Origin of the sequence: Halobacterium yunchengense (assembly GCF_037031165.1) — an archaeon.
In the GTDB taxonomy this organism is placed as follows: Archaea; Halobacteriota; Halobacteria; order Halobacteriales; family Halobacteriaceae; genus Halobacterium; species Halobacterium yunchengense.
Map to the genome: position 1 here is coordinate 106,421 of NZ_JAYEZL010000006.1, position 20,706 is coordinate 127,126.

The 20,706-nt window shown below is 71.1% G+C and carries 19 protein-coding genes; 8 read left to right on the forward strand and 11 right to left on the reverse strand.

Features of this window, described 5'->3' with window-relative positions:
- Positions 1-6: 6 nt before the first annotated feature.
- The 3 genes from U5911_RS14785 to U5911_RS14800 all read right to left on the reverse strand — a co-directional run bounded on the left by U5911_RS14785 (position 7) and on the right by U5911_RS14800 (position 4,212).
- The gene (locus U5911_RS14785; protein ID WP_418771546.1) at positions 7-2,937 is read right to left on the reverse strand and encodes an RtcB family protein; all 2,931 of its coding nucleotides are present in this window, start codon (positions 2,935-2,937) and stop codon (positions 7-9) included.
- 88 nt (positions 2,938-3,025) lie between these two features.
- Positions 3,026-3,436 (reverse strand): archease, encoded by a 411-nt coding sequence (locus tag U5911_RS14795; RefSeq protein ID WP_336037827.1) that lies wholly within the window; start codon positions 3,434-3,436, stop codon positions 3,026-3,028.
- On the reverse strand, positions 3,433-4,212 hold the full coding sequence (locus U5911_RS14800; RefSeq protein WP_336037828.1) for a DUF502 domain-containing protein: 780 nt from the start codon (positions 4,210-4,212) through the stop codon (positions 3,433-3,435). Before U5911_RS14800 ends, U5911_RS14795 begins: the two co-directional genes overlap by 4 nt.
- Before the next feature lie 265 nt (positions 4,213-4,477).
- Here U5911_RS14800 and U5911_RS14805 point away from each other — a divergent pair, with 265 nt between their 5' ends.
- From U5911_RS14805 to U5911_RS14815, 3 genes are all read left to right on the forward strand, one after another.
- The gene (locus U5911_RS14805; RefSeq protein WP_336037829.1) at positions 4,478-4,957 is read left to right on the forward strand and encodes a GNAT family N-acetyltransferase; all 480 of its coding nucleotides are present in this window, start codon (positions 4,478-4,480) and stop codon (positions 4,955-4,957) included.
- 127 nt (positions 4,958-5,084) lie between these two features.
- Entirely contained in the window at positions 5,085-6,260 is a 1,176-nt protein-coding gene (gene priS, locus U5911_RS14810; RefSeq protein WP_336037830.1) for a DNA primase small subunit PriS, read from the forward strand.
- Positions 6,257-7,126 carry a DNA replication complex subunit Gins51 gene (locus U5911_RS14815; RefSeq protein WP_336037831.1) on the forward strand — a complete coding sequence of 290 codons (870 nt, stop codon included), beginning with the start codon at positions 6,257-6,259 and terminating at the stop codon, positions 7,124-7,126. Before priS ends, U5911_RS14815 begins: the two co-directional genes overlap by 4 nt.
- 590 nt (positions 7,127-7,716) lie before the next feature.
- Here U5911_RS14815 and U5911_RS14820 read toward each other — a convergent pair.
- Positions 7,717-9,987, reverse strand: a complete 2,271-nt coding sequence (locus U5911_RS14820) for a CDC48 family AAA ATPase (protein ID WP_336037832.1) — start codon at positions 9,985-9,987, stop codon at positions 7,717-7,719.
- Positions 9,984-10,235 carry a DUF7127 family protein gene (locus U5911_RS14825; RefSeq protein WP_336037833.1) on the reverse strand — a complete coding sequence of 84 codons (252 nt, stop codon included), beginning with the start codon at positions 10,233-10,235 and terminating at the stop codon, positions 9,984-9,986. The genes U5911_RS14820 and U5911_RS14825 overlap by 4 nt, the downstream gene beginning before the upstream one ends.
- Positions 10,236-10,376: 141 nt before the next feature.
- Between U5911_RS14825 and U5911_RS14830 the strand changes: the two genes are divergently transcribed.
- Positions 10,377-11,183 (forward strand): alpha/beta fold hydrolase, encoded by an 807-nt coding sequence (locus tag U5911_RS14830; RefSeq protein ID WP_336037834.1) that lies wholly within the window; start codon positions 10,377-10,379, stop codon positions 11,181-11,183.
- Positions 11,184-11,201: 18 nt separating this feature from the next.
- Here U5911_RS14830 and U5911_RS14835 read toward each other — a convergent pair whose 3' ends face one another.
- Both U5911_RS14835 and panB read right to left on the reverse strand, forming a co-directional pair.
- Complete coding sequence (locus U5911_RS14835) at positions 11,202-13,448, reverse strand: COG1361 family protein (RefSeq protein ID WP_336037835.1); 2,247 nt, start codon at positions 13,446-13,448, stop codon at positions 11,202-11,204.
- 153 nt (positions 13,449-13,601) lie between these two features.
- Positions 13,602-14,414, reverse strand: a complete 813-nt coding sequence (gene panB, locus U5911_RS14840; RefSeq protein WP_336037836.1) for a 3-methyl-2-oxobutanoate hydroxymethyltransferase — start codon at positions 14,412-14,414, stop codon at positions 13,602-13,604.
- 91 nt (positions 14,415-14,505) lie between these two features.
- On the opposite strand from panB, the gene U5911_RS14845 reads away from it, so the two are divergent.
- A complete protein-coding gene (locus U5911_RS14845; RefSeq protein ID WP_336037837.1) occupies positions 14,506-14,739 on the forward strand; it encodes a DUF5822 domain-containing protein in 234 nt (77 codons plus the stop codon).
- An 89-nt stretch (positions 14,740-14,828) separates the two neighbouring features.
- Here U5911_RS14845 and U5911_RS14850 read toward each other — a convergent pair whose 3' ends face one another.
- Positions 14,829-15,350: an HAD family hydrolase gene (locus U5911_RS14850; protein WP_336037838.1), complete on the reverse strand. Its 522-nt coding sequence runs from the start codon at positions 15,348-15,350 to the stop codon at positions 14,829-14,831.
- Positions 15,351-15,450: 100 nt separating this feature from the next.
- On the opposite strand from U5911_RS14850, the gene cysE reads away from it, so the two are divergent.
- Positions 15,451-15,969: a serine O-acetyltransferase gene (gene cysE / locus U5911_RS14855; RefSeq protein ID WP_418771547.1), complete on the forward strand. Its 519-nt coding sequence runs from the start codon at positions 15,451-15,453 to the stop codon at positions 15,967-15,969.
- Between the two features lie 24 nt (positions 15,970-15,993).
- On the opposite strand, the gene U5911_RS14860 is transcribed toward cysE, so the two are convergent.
- The 3 genes from U5911_RS14860 to U5911_RS14870 form a co-directional block, all read right to left on the reverse strand.
- Complete coding sequence (locus U5911_RS14860; protein WP_336037840.1) at positions 15,994-17,118, reverse strand: acyl-CoA dehydrogenase family protein; 1,125 nt, start codon at positions 17,116-17,118, stop codon at positions 15,994-15,996.
- Between the two features lie 109 nt (positions 17,119-17,227).
- Positions 17,228-18,424, reverse strand: a complete 1,197-nt coding sequence (locus U5911_RS14865; RefSeq protein WP_336037841.1) for an alanyl-tRNA editing protein — start codon at positions 18,422-18,424, stop codon at positions 17,228-17,230.
- 56 nt (positions 18,425-18,480) lie between these two features.
- Entirely contained in the window at positions 18,481-18,975 is a 495-nt protein-coding gene (locus tag U5911_RS14870) for a multiprotein-bridging factor 1 family protein (RefSeq protein ID WP_336037842.1), read from the reverse strand.
- A gap of 85 nt (positions 18,976-19,060) precedes the next feature.
- On the opposite strand from U5911_RS14870, the gene U5911_RS14875 reads away from it, so the two are divergent.
- Both U5911_RS14875 and U5911_RS14880 read left to right on the forward strand, forming a co-directional pair.
- Positions 19,061-20,344: a hypothetical protein gene (locus U5911_RS14875; RefSeq protein ID WP_336037843.1), complete on the forward strand. Its 1,284-nt coding sequence runs from the start codon at positions 19,061-19,063 to the stop codon at positions 20,342-20,344.
- Positions 20,345-20,435: 91 nt separating this feature from the next.
- On the forward strand, positions 20,436-20,600 hold the full coding sequence (locus tag U5911_RS14880; protein ID WP_336037844.1) for a DUF7560 family zinc ribbon protein: 165 nt from the start codon (positions 20,436-20,438) through the stop codon (positions 20,598-20,600).
- Positions 20,601-20,706: the final 106 nt, after the last annotated feature.

Genomic DNA, 20,706 nt, shown 5'->3' on the forward strand with positions numbered 1-20,706 from the left:
CCCCGACTACCCCTTGACGTTGCAGACGGGGAACGTGCGCGCGACGAGGTCGCCGATGCCGAGCGCGTCCGAGACGCCGACGACCTCGTCGACGTCCTTGTAGACGCCGGGCGCCTCCTCCGCGATTGTCTCGCCCGAGGCGGCCTTCACGTAGATCTGGTTCTGGTCGCGGAGCTGGGTCTGCACCGCGGGGCCGCCGTACTGCTTCTTGGCCTGCGTGCGGCTCATCAGGCGGCCGGCGCCGTGCGCGGTCGAGCCGAACGACCGCCGCAGGGACTCGCTGCCGCCTTTCAGCACGTAGCTGCCGGCGCCCATGCTCCCCGGGATGAGGATGGGCTGGCCGACGTCGCGGTACGCGGTCGGGACGTCCGGGTGGCCGGCGGGGAACGCTCGCGTCGCGCCCTTCCGGTGGACGTAGAGGTCGCGCTCGACGCGCCCGCCGTCGCCGTCGAGGCTGTAGCCGTCGTCGGTGACGTAGACGTCGTGGGTCTCCCGCTTCGCGATGTTGTGCGCGACGTCGTACAGGAGCTCCATCCCGAGGGCCTCCCAGGACCGCCCGAAGACGTCCGCGAACGTCTCGCGGACGGCGTGCGTGACGAGCTGGCGGTTCACCCACGCGAAGTTGATGGCGGCGCACATCGCGCCGTAGTAGTCCGCGGCGGTCTGGGAGCCGGCGGGCGCCGCGGCGAGGTCCTTCTCGGGGAGGCTCGCGACGAACTCGGGGTGGTCGTCCTCGATGCGGCGGACGTAGTCCGAGCACACCTGGTGGCCGAGGCCACGGGACCCGCAGTGGACGAGGACGACGACCTGGTCCTCGTCGAGGCCGAACGCGTCGGCGGTCCCGCCGTCGTAGACGTCGGTGACGCGCTGGACCTCGAGGAAGTGGTTGCCCGAGCCGAGCGACCCCATCTGGTTCGCGCCGCGGTCTTTGGCCTTCTGGGAGACCGCCGAGGGGTCGGCCTCGGGCCGGCGCCCCTCGTCCTCGCAGTGCAGCATGTCCTCGCGGGTCGCGTACCCCTCTTCGACGCACCAGTCGACGCCCCGCTCGAGGGCAGCCTCCAGGTCGGCGTGGTCGCCGTCGTGGACGCCGCCGCCGCCCAGCCCGCAGGGCACGGCGTCGAAGAGGGCGTCCACGAGCTCCTCCTCGCGGCCCTGCACGTCCTCGTAGGCGAGGTCCGTCTTCACCATGCGGACGCCGCAGTTCGAGACGACGAACCCGTTCGCGACGAAGGTGTGGTCGTCGTGCGTCACACCGATGTCGTAAACCGTCTTCTCCCCGAGTTCCGTGACCGATACGACCTCACTCGGAACCGTGAAGTCCTCGCGGACCTCGGTTTTCTCTCGGAACTCCTCGAACCCAGGGAAGTCTTCGGGGGGACGAGGTCGGCCATCACGCTGGCCGTAGAGACTTCGCTCGACAAATCGGTCGTTGACTTCGTCGAACGCCGCTTTCACTTCACTCGCGACAGCACCACCGTCGGCCATCGCGCGCGCTTCGCTCGCGATCCGCGCTCGCTCCTCGACGACGCGTTCCTTGCGCTTGAGGTACTCCGCAGCGAGCGCGGCTGTCCGTCGCTTCTCGCGGTTGTAGCGGTAGCCGACGGTGGTGAAGAAGCGGACGAGGTTCTTCGAATCGTTCCTGACGCCGAAACGGAACCGGACTGTCTCCCCATCCGCGTTTTCGCCGCGCTCGACGACCTCCAGCGCGTTCGTCTCCACGCCGAGGTCGTTTAGGTGCCGCATCAGGTCCCGCAAGAACTGTTCCCCTGCGCTCTCGTGTTCTGCGAGTCGGTTGTGGGAGACCGACGGGGCGTAGAGGTTCGTTCGCGAGACGGCGGCGGGCGCGCTCATCTCCGCTCCAAAAAACGCGGAGAGGTACAGGGCCGTCTGCCAGTCGGCGAGCCGGTCGAGGTACGCGGGCGCGGTGAACGCCGAATCCGTCTTTCTGCCGTCCGGCGCGCCGAGCTTCAGGAGCAACTGCTTGAACGCGTTCGAAGTCGAGCGCGTGCTGTATTCGGTCCGCTCGAACTCGTTGCCGCCGACCGAGTGTTCGCGGTCTCTCTCGTAGACTTTCGAAGGAGTGAATCCGACTGCTTCGATGTCTTCTCGAATATCGTGGAGGTCCTCGGGGTCGCCGTAGAACCACGTCTGCGAGCCGCTGAACGACCCGTCTCCGGTGTGGAAGCCGACCAGTTTCAGGAGCCGGGCGAACGCCTCGTCAGTAGACTTCAGCGGCAGGAGGTCGCGGTCCTTCAGGACGCGAATCAGTTGCGGGTCCTCGTCCTCGAAGTCCGATTCGTCGAGCACGACGAACTCCGGTGGTTCCTCGTGGGGGAGGCCTCGGAACGGCGATACGAACACGTCATCGCCGACTTCGATGTCCTCCACATCGACCATTCCGTCGCCCGTTCGGAGCGGGTGGTCGGCCGTCGCCTCGACTGTGTCGCCGGATTCGGTTTCGACTTCGTAGACGGTCTTGCTCCGCGTCTCCGTCGCGAGGCGAATATCGGACGCGTACTCGTCGTCGCCGGCCGCGACGACGGCCTGCTGGCCGTCGAAGTCATCGAGGAATTCTCGAATCGGCCGATGCCGTCCGAACGGGAGTCGCACGTCGCTATCTCCCGAAAGGCAGTTGATGTCGAAGCCCACGGCGCCGGGCGAGATGCAGCCGTCCTCGGCGTCGAAGGCGGCGACGCCGCCGACCGGGAAGCCGTAGCCCTGGTGGCCGTCCGGCATGCAGAGCGCTGGCGCGACGACCCCCGGCATGCACGCGACGTTCCGGAGCTGGTCGAGCGTGCGGTCGTCCTCGATGTGCTCGAGCAGCGCCTCGTTGGCGAACACGCGCGCCGGGACGCGCATGTCCGCGTCGCGGTCGAGCTCCCAGACGTTGGGCTCGACCTCGCGGAGCGTGTGGCCGTCGGCGTCGTACGTGTTCATGTTCGGTAGTCCGCGTGGCGGCCGGGAATACGTTTCGTCTCGCCCGGTCGCCGACACGCCGACGAGGACGGCGGGCGCCAGCCAGCGCCTACACGTCGAAGACGACGTAGGCGTGCCAGCCCGACGCCGTCTCGGAGAGGTCCATCTCGGAGTACGTCACGGCCTTCAGGTCGCGGGCGCGCACGTCGCCCAGTGGGACGCCGCGCGCGGTCGCCTCGAGGACCCACTCGCCGCCGGCCTCGCGGACGGCCGCCTCGTTGGCCACGGGGAGGACGTTCCGCACGTCGCGCTCGTAGATGAGGCGGTCGAGGTAGTCGTAGAGGAGCTTCTCCCGGGTGTCCGCGCGCTCCTCGACGGCGAACCGCTCGCCCGTGCCGGGGTCGTCGTCGGTCATCGCCGCCGCCATCCCGTCGGCGCACGCCGCGAACGCGCCGCCGAGCGTGTCGGCGGTCGCCTCCACGGCGACGTCGGCGGTGTGCTCGCGCAGTTCGAAGGTCACGACTCCTCGCCCTCCGCCTCGTCCGCCGAGAGCTTCGAGTTCGCGACGTCCTCGCCGCTCAGCCGCTCGAGGCGCTCCCGGGAGAGGCCGTCCGTCCCGCCGCCGTCGCCGGCGATGGCGACCCCCATCGTGACGACCGTGCGCATGCCCTCCTCGACGGTCATGTCCACGTCCATCACGCGGTCGGTCGGGACGTGCGTGAGGTGGCCGCCCATCACGGGGTTCGGCGCGAGCGGCAGGAACAGCGTCTGCATGTCCGGCTCGTCGGCCGCCGTCTCGATGCTGGACGGCGTCTCCGTCGTCAGGAACCCGAGCGTGTACGCGCCCTCGTGGGGGAACTCCACGAGCTTCACCGACTGGAAGTTGTCCGCCTCGCTCTGGACCATCACGTCGCCCATCTGGCGGAAGCTCTTGTACACGGCGCCCACGCCGGGGACGCGCTCGAGCGCCGCGTCGAAGTACTCGAGGACGCGCTCGCCGGACCGGAACGACGCCGCGAACCCGACGAGGACGGTGAGCACGGCGACGGCGACGACGCCGACGGCGTCCACGACTGTCTCGGAGGCGTCCGGCGTCAGGCCGGCGGTGTTCAGCAACTGTACGAGCGGCGCGAGCAGGTCGTCGACGACGCCCACGGCGACGCTGAGCACGTACACCGTCACCAGCAGCGGCACCACGACCGCGACGCCGGTCAACCCCGCCTCGCGGACGCGGTCGTAGGCCGACTGGCCGGCCTGCTGGACCGTCTCCCTGTCGGGACGCGAGTCCGGAACCATCGTCTGCGGACACTACGTTGACCCGTGAAAGGGTTTCGGCGGACCACCAGACGGCCCGCCGTCGGCACGGGCGGTTCGCCGTACTGCCTGCCGCCGGCGGGACGCGTTCGCCGAAGGACCCACGTCGGCGCGAGCGGCCTCGGCGGGCAGTCCGCCGTCGACACGAGCGGCCTCGGCGGGCAGTCCGCCGTCGGCACGAGCGCGTTCGCCGGAGAGCCCGCCGTCGACGGTGGAATTATATTCACTGGCGCGCTAGCCACGGCCAGTGAGCGTCACCGTCGACGAAGAGGTGGTCCCCCCGGGCGACGACGAACACCTCGACGACGCCTGGGAGCTGAAAGAACGCATCCGCGAGGACGAAGCCCTCCTCAAGCAGCGACGCGGGTTCTTCGCGAACGCGTACCGGCGCTCGTCGGTGTACTGCTTCCTCGACGGCGACAACCTCGTGGGGTTCGCCGCGGCGCGCTCGGACGGCTACATCCTCTTTCTCGCGGTCGCGCCGGAGTACCGCGGCGACGGGTTCGGCGAGCGCCTCGTCGCCGCCGTCGCCGAGGACGCCGGGAAGGCGTCCTGTCACGCCCGCACGAGCAACGACAACGCCGTCTCGTTCTACCAGCACCTCGGGTTCACCATCGAGCGCGAGATCGCGAACTACTACGAGGACGGCGAGGGCGCCTACTACCTCCGGCTCGGCGACCGCGCGCGCATCCGGGACCGCATCAGCGAACTGCTCCGCGGCCGGTAGCCGGGACGCGACCGCCGGTGGCCGGGACGCGACCGCAGGGCAGCCTGCGAGGCTGGTAGCCGCGCCCGCCCGGCCGACGGGTGATACGATACGCATTTACGGTGGGTCGCCGTAGCCGTTGGTCGCTATGGAGGAACGGACCCGCGCGTACCTCCGCGGTCGGTTCGGCGACTTCTACCGGCGGAACGACGTGGTGTTGCCGCCGCGCGCCGACGACCGCGAGTGGGGGTACATCCCGTGGACGTCGGGGCCGGACACGACGATGGTCCGGCACAAGTCGACGCTCGACCTCGGGAACACCGCGGCGTTCCTCGAACGCGAGCGGCCGCGCCACGTCTACTTCTCGGCGGGGTTCTACGAGAACCCGGGCGCGTCCACGATGGAGGCGAAGGGCTGGCGTGGGTCGGACCTCGTCTTCGACCTGGACGCCGACCACCTGCCGAACGTCACCCTCGGCGAGGACTCCTACGCGGAGATGCTCGCGAAGTGCAAGGACGCCCTCTACCGCCTGCTGGACTTCCTCGAGACCGACTTCGGGTTCGAGGACCTCACGGTCGCGTTCTCCGGCGGCCGCGGCTACCACGTCCACGTCCGCGACGACGGGGTCCACGACCTCGAGCGCGAGCAGCGCCGCGAGATCGTCGACTACGTGCGCGGGAACGAACTCGAGTTGGAGACGCTCGTCCGCGAGGAGACCGTCGAGGGCATCGGCCTGAAGAACCCGACGACCAAGCGCGTGCTGCCGGCGGACGGCGGCTGGGGCCGCCGCGTCACCGACCGCCTCGGCGAGTTCGCCGACGACCTCCTCGACCGCGGCGAGGACGACGCCGTCGCGTACCTCTCGGACTTCGAGGGCGTCGGCGAGAAGTCCGCGCGCGCCATCTACAACGCCGTCGACAACAACACGGCGGCGGTCGAGCGCGGCAACGTCGACGTCCACCCGGCGTTCCTGAAGGTCGCGCGCCGCTCCGTCGCGGAGACCGTCGACGCCGAGCAGGCGGCCATCGACGAGCCGGTGACGACGGACACGAACCGCCTGATCCGGCTGCCCGGGACGCTGCACGGCGGCAGCGGCCTGCGCGTGCGCCGGCTCTCGCGCGAGCAACTCGACGACTTCGAACCGCTCGTGGACGCCGTCCCGGAGACGTTCGTCGGCCACGACATCGCCGTCGACGTCCAGGACGAGCGCACGCTCGAACTGCTCGGGGAAACGCTTAGGGTGCGGCCGGGAGTCGTATCAGTCCCAGAGTACGCGGGCGTGTTCCTGATGGCACGCGGCGCGGCGGAGAAGGCCAGAGAATGAACCTCGAAGACCTGCGAGCGGCCCAGACGCGGGAGCGCGCGACCGACGGCCTCCAGGAGCTGCGGGACTCCTTCTACGCGGACGTCGCGGAGTACATCGCGGAGCTCAAAGAGCAGCGGGAGGCCGCGGCGGCGGCCGCGGACGACCCGTTCGGCGACCCCGAGGTCCAGGAGCTCACGGACAAGGTCGAGACCGCCGAGCAGGTCGCGGAGGCAATCTACGAGCGCCGCATGGGCAAGCTCGTCAAGCAGGCGAGCCTCGCGGCGGCGGGGATGCCAGACGACGCGGACGGCCTCACCGACGAGGAGCGCGCGCTCTACGGCGACCTCGTCGACCGCATCGAGGCGAACAAGAACCACGTCCTCGACGTGATCTCGGGAGAGGCGGACCCGGACGACGGTACGGCCGCGGGGACCGACGACGCCGCCGACGCGGCGAGCGGGCGGTCCGAGCGGGCGACGACCGACCGGCCGTCGGACTCCTCGGCCGCCGCGGCGATGGGCGGCGGGATGGGCGCAGACGAGAGCGAGCCGGCGTCGCCGGAGACCGACCAGTCGGCGGCGTCAGGCAGCGACCGGTCGGCGTCCGCACGCGAGCAGACAGACGATGGAGTGCCGGACGCCGTCGCCGAGGACCTCGCGCGCGTCCAGGGCGAAGACGCGGCGCCGGACGAGGACGGCGGTGCCGAAGCCGCGGACGGGGGCGACGACGTGGCCCGGACGACGGTCCGCGTCACCGACGACGTCGGCGACATCTTCGGGCTGGACGAACGCGAGTACACGCTCGAGGCCGAGGACGTCGTCACGCTCCCCGAGGAGAACGCCCAGCCGCTCGTGGAGAAGGGCGCCGCCGAACGACTGGACTGATGGCTCTCGGGCTGGTGCTCCGATTGCGACTTTCGCGCTCGGTCTCGTCTCGTCGAGTGTCGTCTGGTTCTACTTCAGGCCGCTGTCCGAGGTCAAGAGCGCGATCAGCCAGACTGACGCTGACTTGCAGTACTACGCTCGCGTCATCACGTCTCCGGGCCCTGCGAACAACAGCCAAGCCGATCTCGACGAAGCATCGGAGGCGCTCCGAACCGACGCCACACAGCTACGCGCAGCGTCGAATCAAGTGCCGCTCTACCGGTGGGCGCGTCACATCGGTGGCTTGCCGGAGCGAGCTTCGATAGATACTGCGGCCCGGAAGCCCATGGGGCTCTCGAATACAGTCTACGACGATACACACGCTCAGAACACGGCGTGGAAATCTGAAATCGAGGACCGCCTCGACGTCTCGTAGCCGAACCACGGGGTGGTCCTGAGCTAGTCCACTCACCGCGAGCGAACGCAGTGAGCGAGCGGGCCGACGAGTGACCACCGCGCGCCGGCGGCGCGCGACGGGAGCGAGGAGCGCTTTTTAGCGTAGCTTTTTGCAAGCGAGGGCGGCTTCGCCGCCCGAGCGCTGCAAAAAGGTACTATTGGAACGCCCCGGGGGTGGTGCGTTCGTCCTCGGGGGCTTCGGCCTTCTCGAATTTCTGTTCGAGGTCCTCGTACTGCTGGCGGACGTCCTCGTCGACGCTCGGAGTCACTTCGTCGAGGGCGTCCTGGAAGTGCTGGGCGGTGATGCGGACGTTGCCGACGGATTCGGCGGCTTCCTCGGGGTCGACGGAGTTGACGAACTCGCGGGTGGCGTTCATCGTGGCTTCGCGGACGAGCGCCTCGATGTCGGCGCCGACGAAGCCGTCGGTGTCTGCGGCGAGGTCGTCGAGGTCGACGTCGTCGGCGAGGGGCTTGTTGCGCGTGTGCACCTCGAAGATGGCGCGGCGCGCGTCCTCGTCCGGCACCGGCACGTGGACGTGGCGGTCCAGGCGGCCGGGGCGCAGCAGGGCGTTGTCGATGAGGTCGGGGCGGTTCGTCGTCGCGACGACGACGACGTCTTCCAGTTCCTCGATGCCGTCGAGCTCCGTGAGGAGCTGGCTGACGACGCGCTCGCCGACGCCGGAGTCGCCCATGTTGCGGCCGCGTTCGCCCGCGATGGAGTCGATCTCGTCGAAGAACACCACCGTGGGGGCGTTCTCGCGGGCCTTGCTGAACACCTCGCGGACGCCCTTCTCGGACTCCCCGACGTACTTGTTGAGGAGTTCGGGGCCCTTCACGGAGATGAAATTCGAGTTCGCCTCGTTGGCGACGGCCTTCGCCATCAGCGTCTTCCCGGTGCCTGGCGGGCCGTAGAGGAGGACGCCCTTCGCGGACTGGAGGTCCATGGACTCGAAGACCTCGGGGTAGTCCAGCGGCCACTGGATGGTCTCGCGGAGGCGTTCTTTGGTGTCCTCGAGGCCGCCGACGTCCTGCCAGGTGACGTCCGGCACCTCGACGAAGACCTCGCGGAGCGCCGAGGGCTCGATGCCCTTCAGCGCGTCCTTGAAGTCGCTCTCCGTGACGCGGATGGACTCGAGGAGTTCGGCGTCGATCTCGTCGGACTCGAGGTCGATCTCGGGCCGGATGCGACGCAGCGCGTTCATCGCGGCCTCCTTCGCGAGGTTCTCGATGTCCGCGCCGACGAACCCGTGGGTGTTCTCCGCGAACTCGTCGAGGTCGACGTCGTCGGCCAACGGCATGCCGCGCGTGTGGACCTGGAGGATCTCGGTGCGGCCGCCCTTGTCAGGGACGCCGATCTCGATCTCGCGGTCGAAGCGGCCGCCGCGGCGGAGCGCGGGGTCGATGGCGTCGACGCGGTTCGTCGCCGCGATGACGGTGACGTCGCCGCGCTCCTCGAGGCCGTCCATGAGGCTGAGCAGCTGGGCGACGACCCGGCGCTCGACGTCGCCCTGGGTCTCGCCGCGCTTCGGCGCGATGGAGTCGATCTCGTCGATGAAGACGATGGCGGGCGCGTTCTCCTCGGCCTCGTCGAAGACCTCGCGGAGCTGCTCCTCGGACTCCCCGTAGTACTTCGACATGATCTCGGGGCCCGAGATGGTCTGGAAGTTCGCGTCGATCTCGTTGGCGACGGCCTTCGCGATGAGCGTCTTCCCGGTGCCGGGCGGCCCGTGCAGGAGCACGCCCTTCGGCGGTTCGATGCCGAGCTGCTGGAAGAGCTCGGGGTGGCGCATCGGGAGCTCGATCATCTCGCGGACCTGCTCGAGTTCGCGGTCGAGGCCGCCGATGTCCTCGTAGGTGACGCTGGGCGTGGCGTCGCCGCCCTCGGCGCCGCCGGCGCCCGCCGCGATCTCCTCGGCGGGCTGCTCGGAGACCTGGATGTCGGTGTCGTTGCTGACGACGACCGTCCCGTCGGGGTCAGTCCCGGCGATCTTGACGGGGATCTGCTGGCCGGAGACGGTGCTCATCCCGCCGAACCCGAAGGAGATGGGGATGGTCTGGCCGGTGGTGACGGGGCGGCCGCTCAGGCGGTCCCGGACCATCGGCGTGATGTCGCCCCGAACGCGGAGGCTCTGGGGGAGCGCGACCGTGACGCTGGTCGCGGGCTTGATGTCGGCGGGTTCGACCTCGACGGTGTCGTCGATGCCGACGTCGGCCTGCTGGCGGAGGCGGCCGTCGATGCGGACGACGCCCTCGCCCTCGTCCTCGGGGTAGCCGGGCCAGACGCGCGCGACGGCCCGCCCCTGGTCGGAGTTGACGACGACGTAGTCGCCGTTCTCGAGGTCGAGTTCCGCCATGGCGGCGCGGTCGATGGCGGCCAACCCGCGGCCGGCGTCCTTCTGCTTCAGCGGCTTGACCGTGAGTCTCATCGTTCCACCTCGACGGTGACGACGCCGTTGTTGATAAGCGCTTTCGAGACGGTGCCCGCCGGCACCTCGAACTCGTGCTGGGCGAGTTCGCCGCCGGCGTCGACGACGAGGATGACCGTGTCGCCGACGACGTCGACGTCGACTGCGTCGTCGCTGACGCCGAGGTCGGCCACGACGACGGTCGCGTCGTCGTACTCGACCCGGCGGGCGGGCGCGTCCAGCCGTTCGCTGAGGGATTCTGGACTCATCTGACTAACCTGAAGTAATCCGTTCTAACTTATATGTCTGTCGCGAATCGGTGGGGGGACGTGTCGGTCCGTACGGCGACGAGTGGAATTGCGGTTCACAGCGCCGTAGGTGTTTTGGCGGTGGTCGCCCTCGCCGGAACCATGGAGACGGTCACCCACGATGGTCGCACGACCGCGTACCGCGTCGAGGACCGCGGCGGCGACGCCGCGCCGCTGCTGTGCGTCCACGGCAGCGGCGGCACGCACGCCGTCTGGAAGTCCCAGCTCGCGCGGCTCTCCCGCGAGCGGCCGGTCGCCGCGGTGGACCTGAGCGGCCACGGCGACAGCGACGACGTCGACGCGGAGCCCGGCCCGGAGACGCTGCGCGCGTACGTCGACGACGTGCTCGCCGTCGCCGGCGAGGTAGAGGCGGGCGTCCTCGCCGGGAACAGCCTCGGCGGAGCGGTGGTCCTCACCGCGCTGCTCGACCGCGACGCCCTCGCCGAGTCGCGCGTCGACGTCGACGCCGCGGTGTTCGCCGGCTCGGGCGCGAAACTCGCGGTGCTGGACGAGCTCCGGGACTGGCTGGCGGGCGGGGGCGGCGGCTTCGACCGCGCCGTCGAGTTCCTGCACCGCGACGACATGCTGTTCCACGACCCCAGCGACCGCGAGCGCGAGTTCTCCGAGGCGGCGATGCGCGAGGCCGGCCGCGCGGTCGTCGAACGCGACTTCCTGTCGTGTCACACGTTCGACGTCCGCGGCGACCTCGACGCCGTCGACGTCCCCGTGTTCGCGCTCACCGGCGAGTACGACCGCCTCACGCCGCCGGACTACCACGAGTACCTCGCAGAACACGTGCAGGACGGGGCGTGGACCACGGTCCCCGACGCCGCCCACCTCTCGATGCTGGAGGCCCCCGAGGCGTTCAACGACGAACTCGGGGCGTTCCTCGCCGAGCGCGGCCTCTAGTCGCGGTGTCCTCGGTCCTCAGCGACGGAGGGCGTGGACCGCGACGACCGCGAGCGCGACGCCCGCCGTCCAGACGCCGAACCCGGGCACCGACCCGCCCGACTCCCCTCCGGCGGGCGTCTGGGTAGCGGTCTCGTCGGCCGGTTCGTCCCCGTCCGCGGTAGCGTTCGCCGTCGACTCGGTGCCCGTCGACGCGTCGTCCGTCGTCGTGGACTCGGCCGCCTCGACGTCGACCTCCGAGAGGACCGTTCCGTCCACGCGCACGTCGTACGTGCCCGGTTCGTCCACGACCGCCGACGTCCAGACCGTCTCCGTCTCACCGGCGTCGACGTCCCGGCTCCCGGTGACCGTCTCGTCCCCGATGGTCACTTCGACGGCCACCTCCCCGTTCAGGTCGCCGTCGTTCGTCACGTCGACGCCGACCGGGAACTCCTCGCCGGCGCTCACGGGTGACTCGACGTCGACGGACTCCACGTCCGGCACCGGGGCCTCGGTAACCGTCACGTCGGTCCGTAACTCCCCGTCCTCGACGGCCAGCACGCCGCTGTCGTCCAGTATCTCGACCCGGAGCTCGTGGTCGCCGGACTCCTCGACGACGGGCACCTCGACCGTCTGCGTGTCCCAGCCGGGCTCGAACGGGAGTGTCCGTGTCGCCACGCGAGTGTCGCCGTAGAAGACGCCGACGTCAACCGCCACGTCCAGGCCGTCGTACTGGGTGACGTCCTCGCTCACGATGCCGTTCCGCAACACGAGCTCCGTCGAGGCGCCGGCGTCCAGCTGGTCGCTGTTCGCGAGACCGATGCCCCGGTCCTCGTCGAACGAGAGTGTCGGCGATTCGGCGACCTCGAGGCGGAGTTCCCGTTCGCTCGTCTCCGTCCGGAGGTCGTAACTGTGCGTGCCGAGTTCCGTGTCGGCCGGCAGCTCGAAGGTCAGCTCCGCCGTCGCTCGCTCGCCGGCGCCGACGTCGACGCGCTCGGACGCGAGCAGTTCGCCGTCACCGACGAGTTCGACGCTCGTCTCGTCGCCGAACTCGCCGTCGTTCGCCACCGCCACGTCCACGGTGGCGGTCTGTCCCGGGACCACGACCGCGTCAACGGTGCCGCGGTTGGTGTTCTCCCAGGCGCCGTCGCCGGGGGTCACCGACTCGACGGCGTACTCGGGCGGGTCGTCGACGAGCAGCCGCCGTTCGACCTCGTACGTCTCGCCGTCGACTGTCGCGTACATGGTCACCGGCTCCGTCGGGTCGTCGACTGTGAACGACGCCGACTCGCCGGACGACTCGACTTCGCCGTCGCCGTCCACGTCCCACTCGACCGCCTCCAGGTCGCCGTTGTACCACGCGCGGTCGAGGGCTTCGATCGCTTCGGGCGTCGACGCGTCGACCGTGACCTCGTCGCCCGCCTCGACGACGAACGGCTCGTGGGTGAACCCCGGGAGGACCGCGCCGCCGTCCGCCATCCGCCCCTCCTGGGCGGAGAGCTGGTCGGCGAACCGCTCCCGGATCTCGCTGTACTCCTCGTCGGTGACGGCCTCCAGCGCTCGGGGGTGTGACGCCGAGAAGAGGACGTCGAAGCCCTCGCGGCCGTACTCCCGGAGGACGAACTCGGCGAACAGCGCGTAGTCGTCGTACTCGTCGCCCTCGAGGTCACCGGTCTCGGCGAAGTCGACCTCAGCGGCACTGAAGGACGCTCCGCGAGCGATCTCGGCGGCCGGCGAGTCGAGGTACGTCGCGGTCCCCTCGACCATCACCTGGGGCGTTTCGATGGCGCCCGGCGGATTGATGAAGCTCCCGTCGCCCACCGACTCGGCCTGCAGCCAGTGGACGAGCTCGTGGTAGAAGACGCTCCGGGCGTCGGTACCGAGATAGATGGTCCCGTCGACGCCGGAGACGTAACACCCCTGGGCGTCCGTCGTCTCGCACTCGAGGTCGCCTTTCTCGCCCACGACGACGGACACCCTGTCGTCGGACGGCGGCACGCCGAACTGCTGTAGCAACACCTCGTAGTAGTCGTCCGCGAACGACGCGACTGTCTCGGCCTCGCTCCGGTGGCCGTCGCTGTACTCGATGCGGAAGTGCTCCGTTTCGATCGTCCCCGTGGCGGCGTCCGCGGTCGCAGCCGTCTGCTCGCCGACGGAGAGGGACCGGGAGTCCGCCGCGGCCTCGGCGGCGGTCATCGGTCCGACTGCGGATGCGCTCAGCAGCACGGCGAGCGCGACGGCGAACAGTCGCTGTCCGTCCCGCGACCCAGCGTCTCTCGCTGACATATAGCCGCCCTGGCACAGCTACCGTATAACAGTTCTCGAACCGGACAACGCGTCGCGGAAAACCCGCGCTGGAAGCACAGGCGGTGCCCTTCAAGTGTACGAACACTGATACCCGGTGCAGGCGGTAGCCTATCAGCGGGCGGCCACCGACACTCAGTACAGGTCGTGGACGTCCTCCTCGACGTGGCTGTGCTCGTCGGCGGGGAAGTCCCCGGACTCGACGGCCTCGACGTAGTCGCCGACCGCGCGCTCCATCTCCGACCGGACGTCGCCGAACTGCTCGGCGAACGGCGGACTGCGCTCCGACAGGCCGATCACGTCGTCCACGACCAGCACCTGGCCGTCCGTCTCGGGTCCGGCGCCGATGCCGATGGTCGGGATCTCGAGCGCGTCGGTGACCGCCTCGGCGAGGTTCGCCGGGACGTGTTCGAGCACGAGACCGAACGCGCCCGCGTCCTCGTGGTCGCGGGCCAGTTCGAGGATGCGCTCGGCGGCGTCCCGGTCGGTGCCCTGCCGGTGGAAGCCGCCGAGCTGGTTCACGTGCTGGGGAGTCAGCCCGAGGTGGGCCATCACTGGGATCCCGAGGTCCGTCAGGCGGTCGGTGAGGTCGACGGTGTGCGGGCCGCTCTCCAGTTTCACGGCGTCCGCGCCCTCCTCCTTGAGCATGCGGCCGCAGGCCTCGACGCCGTCGCTCTCGTCGGCGCCGTAGCTCAGGAACGGCATGTCCGCGACGACCACGGCGTCGTCGGTCGCGCGCACCACCGCGCCGGTCGCGCTCGCCACCTCGTCGACGGTCACGGGCAGGGTCGTCTCGTAGCCGAGCTTCGCGTTCCCGAGGCTGTCCCCCACGAGGATCAGGTCGACGCCGGCGTCGTCGACGACGCGAGCGGTCGGCGCGTCGTACGCGGTCAGCATCGTGATTGGCTCCTCGCCGGCCCGCCGCCTGACGCTACGCACAGAGGGCATACTCCGGAGTCGCGTCGCTCGCGGCTTAAACGTACGCGACTCGGACCGCGACAGCGCGGGAGTTAAGCCGACAGGTGTCCACGCTCCGGTCGTGCCGGAGCTACAGGAGGAGACCGACCCCGAGGGCGTCGACTACGGGTGGGTGATGCAGGCGACGTTCGTGCTCACGGTCGTTGTCGGCGCGCCCGTCGTCACCGCCCTGTCGACGTTCTACGCGCTGCCGACGTGGGAGGCGCGCGCGTCGTTCGCCGTCCGCGTCGGCGCCGTCGTCTGGATTCTCACCGCGTTCGCGGCGTACGCCTACGAGCGCCGCCGGCAGTCGTAGCTGTCCCCCCGCCGTCGCCCGCTACCGACAGTCGCTGTCGCCGCTCGCTCTCGGTCGCCGTCGCCGCTCGCTCCCGGTCGTCGTTCTCGTCACGCCCAGCGGAACGCCACGCCCGCGCGCTCGGCGGTGACGGCGTCGCTGTCCGAGTCGCCGACGAACAGCGCGCGCTCCGGCGGCACGCCGAGCTCCCCGAGCACCCACGTCAGCGCTCGCGGGTCGGGTTTCCGCGCCGGCACGGTGTCCCGGCCGGCGACCACGACCACCGACCCCAGGAGGCCGTGGCGGTCCAGCGCCGTCCGGCACGCCGCCTCGCAGTTCAGCGAGCAGACGGCCGCCGGCACGTCCAGGCCGCCGACCTCGTCCGCGCACGGCAGGCGCTCCGCGCGCGCCGCGCCGTCGCGCTCGTGGGCCGCGATGAGCTCGTGGACGGCGTCGCCGATGCCCGCCGCCTCCGCGGCGTCCAGCATCTCCCACGTGTCGTGCTCGTCGGGGTCGACGCCGACCTCGCGGAGCCGGTCGGCCACCTCGCGCTCGACGGTCGCCCAGTCGACGACGAGGCGCACGAGCGTCCCGTCGAGGTCGTAGACGACCGCGTCGTAGTCGTCGGTCACGCCCGACGCTACTGCTCCCCCGGAGTTAGGGACTTCGGTGGTCGCGACAGTCCCCGCCCCGGTCAGGACGCTTTTCCCGTCGGCCCGCGCAGACCACCCTATGTTCGCTCGCGTCCGCGACGACGTCGCCGCGATGCGGTCCCGGGACCCCGCCGCGACGTCCGACCTCGAGGTCCTGCTCTGCTACCCGGGCCTGCACGCGGTCTGGCTGCACGTCTTCCTCGCCGCGCCGCTGTACCGCGCGTGGCCGCTCGCCGGCCGCGTCGCCTCGAACCTGGCGCGGTGGCTCACCGGCGTCGAGATCCACCCCGGCGCCGACCTCGGCCGCCGCGTCACCATCGACCACGGCGCCGGCGTCGTGATCGGCGAGACGGCGAGAGTCGGCGACGACGTCCACATGTACCACGGCGTCACGCTCGGCGGCGACGACCCGCGGCCCGTGAAGCGCCACCCGACCGTCCGCGAGGGCGCGACGCTCGGCGCGAACGCGACGCTGCTCGGCGACATCGAGATCGGCGAGGGCGCGACGGTCGGCGCCGCGTCGGTCGTCACGCGGGACGTGCCGGCGGGCGCGACGGTCGCGGGCAACCCCGCGCAGCGCATCGAGGACGCCGAGTGACGACGCCGTCGGCGGTCGGCGCGGTCAGTCCAGGAGGCCGCGCGCGACGACCTCCTTCTGGATCTCGCTGGTGCCCTCGTAGATGGTCGTGATCTTCGAGTCGCGGTAGAACCGCTCGACGTCGAACTCCGTCGTGTAGCCGTAGCCGCCGTGGACCTGGACGGCCTCGCTGGTGACGTCGACGGCCGCCTCGCTCGCGAAGTACTTCGCCTTCGCGGCGGCCGCCCGGTGGTCCTCGCCGGCGTCGGCCTTCCGCGCCGCCTCGCGCGTGAGCAGGCGCGCCGCCTGCGTCTGCGTCTCCATGTCCGCGAGCTTGTGGCGGACCGTCTGGATCTCCGAGATGGGGCGGTCGAACTGCTCGCGGTCCTGCGCGTACTCGAGTGCGGCGTCGAGGCCGGCCTGCGCGAGCCCGACGGCCTGCGACGCGATGCCGATGCGACCCCCGGTGAGGATCTGCAGCGCCGCCGAGAGCCCCCTGCCCTCCTCCGTGAGGCGGTACTCGGCGGGAATGCGGCAGTCGTCGAAGAGGAGCGCTGTCGTGTCGCTGGCCCGCAGCCCGAGTTTGTCCTCTTTCTTCCCGACCTCGATGCCCGCCGCGTCCTTCGGCACGAGGAACTGCGTGATCTTGTCGTCGTCGCCGTCGACCTTCGCGAACACGATGGCGACGCCCGAGCGCTGGCCGTTCGTGATCCACTGCTTTTTCCCGTTCAGCACATACTCGTCGCCGTCCCGCACGGCCTCCGTCGTCATCTGGGCGGGGTTCGAGCCCGCGTCCGGTTCCGACAGCGCGAACGCGCCTACCGGCCGCCCGTCGGCCATCTCGGGCAGCCACTCCGACTTGAGGTCGTCGCTGCCGAACTCCGCGATGCAGGACGTCGCCAGGCAGTGCACGGACAGCGCGGTCGCGACCGACAGCGCCCCGTACGCCACCTCCTCGTTGACGAGACTGTACGTCACCGAGTCGACGTCCAGCCCGCCATACGCCTCGGGCACCGTCATCGCCGTCAGCTCCATCTCGGCGAGGCCGTCCCAGACGCCCTCGGGGAACGACTGCTCGCGGTCGGACTCGGCGGCCGTCGGCCGGATCTCCTCGACGGCGAACTCGCGGACGGCGTCCCGGATCTGGCGCTGCTCGGCGGAGAGGTCCATACCGCCTCTTGCGTCTCCCCTGAAAAAAGATGAGTGATTCCGGTCCGCCGGCCGCGCCGCTCGGTGCGGGTGCCGTCGTGGCGCTACGACTCGCGGACAGCGTGCGGCGCTACGACTCGCGGAGGTAGGCCGCCACTTCGGCGGGGTCGGCGCTGATGCCGCCGCCCTGCGCGAACGACGGCCGGCCGCCGCCGCCACCGCCGAACTCGTCGGTGACGTCGCCGACCACGTCGCCGGCGTCCGCCGCGCCGTCCGCCGCCGCGACGACGACGTACGTGCCGCCGTCGCCGCCCGCGACGGCGACCACGCCGCCTGCGTCGCCGACGGCCTCCTTGGCGGCCTCGCCGACGTCGTTCGCGTCGAAGCCGTCCAGGGTGCCGACGCGCCACGTCGCGCCGTCCTTCTCGAGGGCGTCGAGGCCCGCGACCCGGGACTCGAGGACCTCGCTCTTCAGGTCGGCGAGTTCGGCCTCCAGGTCGTCCCTGTCGGCCTGCAGCCTCCGGACCGCGTCGCCGACTTCGTCCTCGGGGACGCCGAGGGCGGCCGCCGCGTCGAGGGTCGCGCGCCGCACGTCCGCCTGCCGCTCGACGGCGGACGGCCCGACCGCGAACTCCACGCGCGTCAGGCCCTCGCCGGGGTTCGACCGCTCGAGGACGGAGACCGGCCCGATCTCGCGCGTGTTCCGGACGTGCGTCCCGCCGCAGGCCGCCACGTCCCAGTCCTCGACGGTGACGACGCGCACCTCGTCGGCGTCGCTCATCACGCCCTCCTCGGTCTTCGTGTTGAACGCCACGTCCTCGCGGCCGCGCGCCTCCTCGGCCGGGACGTGCTCCCAGGCGACCTCGTGGGAGTCCCAGACCGCGCGGTTCGTCAACCGCTCCAGCTCCGCGAGCACGCCGTCGTCGACGTCCGTGCTCGTCTCGAAGTCCACGCGAACCTTCTCCGCCGAGATGTCGAAGCCGCCGTACCCCAGGTCGTCGAGCACGCGCCGGCCCGCGCCGTACAGGACGTGACTGGCGGTGTGCGCGCGCATGCAGTACGTCCGGAACTCGGGGTCGACCTCCGCCTGGACCTCGTCGCCCTCGCCGAAGTCCGGCTCCTCGGCGAGGTAGTGCACGACGCCGTCCTCGTCTTCGGCGACGTGCTCGACGCTGACGCCGCCGACCGTGCCGCGGTCAGCGGGCTGGCCGCCGCCCTCCGGGTAGAAGTACGTCTCGTCCAGTCGCAGGCCGTCGCCGTCGACGGCCGTCACGGTCGCCGCGAACGACAGCGTGTACGGGTCCGCTGGTGCCAGCGAGTCTGCCATACGCGTCGGGAGTCGCCGCGGGTAGAAAAACGAACCGCCGCCCGCAGCCCCCGGCGCTACTCGTCGCTGAGTTCGACGTCGAGGAACTCCTCCAGCGCCGCGACGACGGAGCCGCCGACGTTCGCCTGGGTCGCGCGGCCCTGCTCGACCGCCAGCAGGTCCGCCTCGTCGACGCCGAGCTCCTCGGCGAGCTCCCCGCGCTGCAGACCGGCGGCCTGGCGGGCGCGGACGACGCGCTCGCCGTAGCCGTCGACCAGGTACGGCAGGCGGTCGCGCTCGTAGTCCGTGCCGTTCTCCTCCCAGTGCGAGGAGTCGCCGCCCGCCCGGTCGAACGCCCGCGCCTTGTTCTGCGCGGCGCGCTTCCGGCGCTGCTGGTCGGTGTCCGGCTCCGACTCCGGGTTCTCGTCGTGGCTGCTCGCGCACGAGGGACAGACCGTCAGCTCCGCCCCCGCGACGTTCGCCGACCGCAGCGAGTCCGACGTCGACCCGCAGAGCTCGCAGGTCTGGCCGCCGCCGCTGCCGCCAGCGCCGCCGGTCGAGTACTTCGGCATACCCTGTCGTATAGAGGCGGTGGCATTTCAATACCCCGCTTGCCGGCCGGATACGACTAAGTGCCCGGGGCGTCAGCGCACCCGTATGCCACCAGCGTTCGCCGACCGCGTCTACCTCGCGTCCCTGGACAGCGAGGACCTCGCGGCCGCGTTCGGGGACGGCTACGACGCCGCCGTCGAGCCGCCCGCGGTCTCGGACCTCCTGCGGAGTCTCGCGGACACGCACGCGTGGGCGACCCGCGAGACCGAGGTGGTCGCGGAGCTGTCCCGCGGCGACTACGTCTGCTTCCACCGCGACTTCGGGCTGCGGTCCGTCGGCCAGGTGTGGGCGACCACCGCCGACAGCGACGAGGTCGCGCGGTACACCGGCCTCGACGACCCGGCCGGCGAGTGGGCGGTCGTCACGCTCACGAACGTCCAGCCCGCACTCGACCACGTCTCCCTGCTGTCCCTGGGGATGGACGACGCGCGCCGCTCGGCCTCCCTCTACGGCCTCGACGACGACACCGCGCGGGCGCTCCGCGAGTCGTACACGACGCCAGCGCGCCTCGTCGAGGACGCCGTCGCCGACCCCCTCGCGTTCGACGTGCCGCCGGGCGGCACGCCGCCGGACCGCCGACCCGACCCGGTCGACGCGAGCGGCTTCGACGAAACCGCCGGGGCGCCGGTCTCGGGGACCGAGACGGTGCTCGGCGCGCACCTGGACGCCCTCGACGGCGTCCGCGCGACCGCGTGGCGCGTGCTCGCGCTCGCGGCGTTCCTGCTCGCGGCGACACTCGCGGTCGTCGCGCGCTACCGGCCGCCGACCGGGCCGCGGCTCACCCTGACCGCGCCCGTCTCGGCGGGCGTCGCGGCCGTCGCACTCGGGGGCGCGGTCGCCACCGGCGTCGCCGTCCACGCGGCCGTCGCGCCGCGTCCGGGCCTGGGGGCGTTCACGCGCGAGCAGGCCGCCGCCGTCCGGCGCGCCGGCGCCACCGAGTCGCCGGGCGAGGCCGCGACGCACGTCGCCGGCCGGCTGGAGGCGTTCTGCCGGCACCTCGACGCGCGGACGCGCCGGCTCGGCCTCGCCGTCGCCGCCGCGACCGTCGCCGTCCTCGTGGGCTGCGTGTACGTCGCGTACGGCCTCGGCGTACAGGTGTCGCCGTCCGTCGAACCGCTGTCCGCGCCCGCGCTCGTCGGCTTCCCCCTGGTGGTCGTCGCCGCCTCGCTGGCCGTCGTCCGGCGCCACCTCGCCGGAGCGCTCCCGGGGAGGCCACGGTCTGCACGCGCGGACGCGCCCTCGAGGCGGAGCGCGTCGACCGCCGGGCTCGGCGCACGCCTCGACGCCCTACGCGCGCGACTCGGGGCGCTGGCGGCGCGACTCCGGTGACTCCGTCCCACTCGCAGCCGGCGCGTGAGGCCTTCCCAGCGCCTTGGAAACAGGGGGGTTCATTTACCCCGGGAGCGCATACGAGTAGGTGATGACCGCCAGTGAGGAGTTCACCTTCGTCTGCCCGGCCTGCGGGGAGTCGATGGAGGTCAACCCCGCGATGCGGGACGCGCTCGTGGAGAACGGGTGCGTCGTCTGCGGGTCCAGGGTCACGCAGGCCGCGTTCTCCCCGTCCAGCCAGTCGCCCAGCCAGTGACGCGCCGGGAGCCGCCTCACTGGCGGGGAACCCCGCCGCTGCGCCGTCTGTCCGTCGTCCGGGCCCAGATGGGCAAGTATAAAGATATCCCCGAACAAGGGCGGCA

Excerpts from the sequence above, each read along its gene's own strand:
- U5911_RS14785 (WP_418771546.1), bottom strand. The coding sequence starts at position 2,937 with ATGAACACGTACGACGCCGACGGCCACACGCTCCGCGAGGTCGAGCCC.
- U5911_RS14860 (WP_336037840.1), bottom strand. The coding sequence starts at position 17,118 with ATGGACCTCTCCGCCGAGCAGCGCCAGATCCGGGACGCCGTCCGCGAG.
- U5911_RS14835 (WP_336037835.1), bottom strand. The coding sequence starts at position 13,448 with ATGTCAGCGAGAGACGCTGGGTCGCGGGACGGACAGCGACTGTTCGCC.
- cysE (WP_418771547.1), top strand. The coding sequence starts at position 15,451 with ATGTTCGCTCGCGTCCGCGACGACGTCGCCGCGATGCGGTCCCGGGAC.
- U5911_RS14825 (WP_336037833.1), bottom strand. The coding sequence starts at position 10,235 with ATGAGTCCAGAATCCCTCAGCGAACGGCTGGACGCGCCCGCCCGCCGG.
- U5911_RS14875 (WP_336037843.1), top strand. The coding sequence starts at position 19,061 with ATGCCACCAGCGTTCGCCGACCGCGTCTACCTCGCGTCCCTGGACAGC.
- U5911_RS14830 (WP_336037834.1), top strand. The coding sequence starts at position 10,377 with ATGGAGACGGTCACCCACGATGGTCGCACGACCGCGTACCGCGTCGAG.
- U5911_RS14800 (WP_336037828.1), bottom strand. The coding sequence starts at position 4,212 with ATGGTTCCGGACTCGCGTCCCGACAGGGAGACGGTCCAGCAGGCCGGC.
- U5911_RS14865 (WP_336037841.1), bottom strand. The coding sequence starts at position 18,424 with ATGGCAGACTCGCTGGCACCAGCGGACCCGTACACGCTGTCGTTCGCG.
- U5911_RS14870 (WP_336037842.1), bottom strand. The coding sequence starts at position 18,975 with ATGCCGAAGTACTCGACCGGCGGCGCTGGCGGCAGCGGCGGCGGCCAG.
- U5911_RS14815 (WP_336037831.1), top strand. The coding sequence starts at position 6,257 with ATGAACCTCGAAGACCTGCGAGCGGCCCAGACGCGGGAGCGCGCGACC.
- U5911_RS14880 (WP_336037844.1), top strand. The coding sequence starts at position 20,436 with ATGACCGCCAGTGAGGAGTTCACCTTCGTCTGCCCGGCCTGCGGGGAG.
- U5911_RS14820 (WP_336037832.1), bottom strand. The coding sequence starts at position 9,987 with ATGAGACTCACGGTCAAGCCGCTGAAGCAGAAGGACGCCGGCCGCGGG.
- panB (WP_336037836.1), bottom strand. The coding sequence starts at position 14,414 with ATGCCCTCTGTGCGTAGCGTCAGGCGGCGGGCCGGCGAGGAGCCAATC.
- priS (WP_336037830.1), top strand. The coding sequence starts at position 5,085 with ATGGAGGAACGGACCCGCGCGTACCTCCGCGGTCGGTTCGGCGACTTC.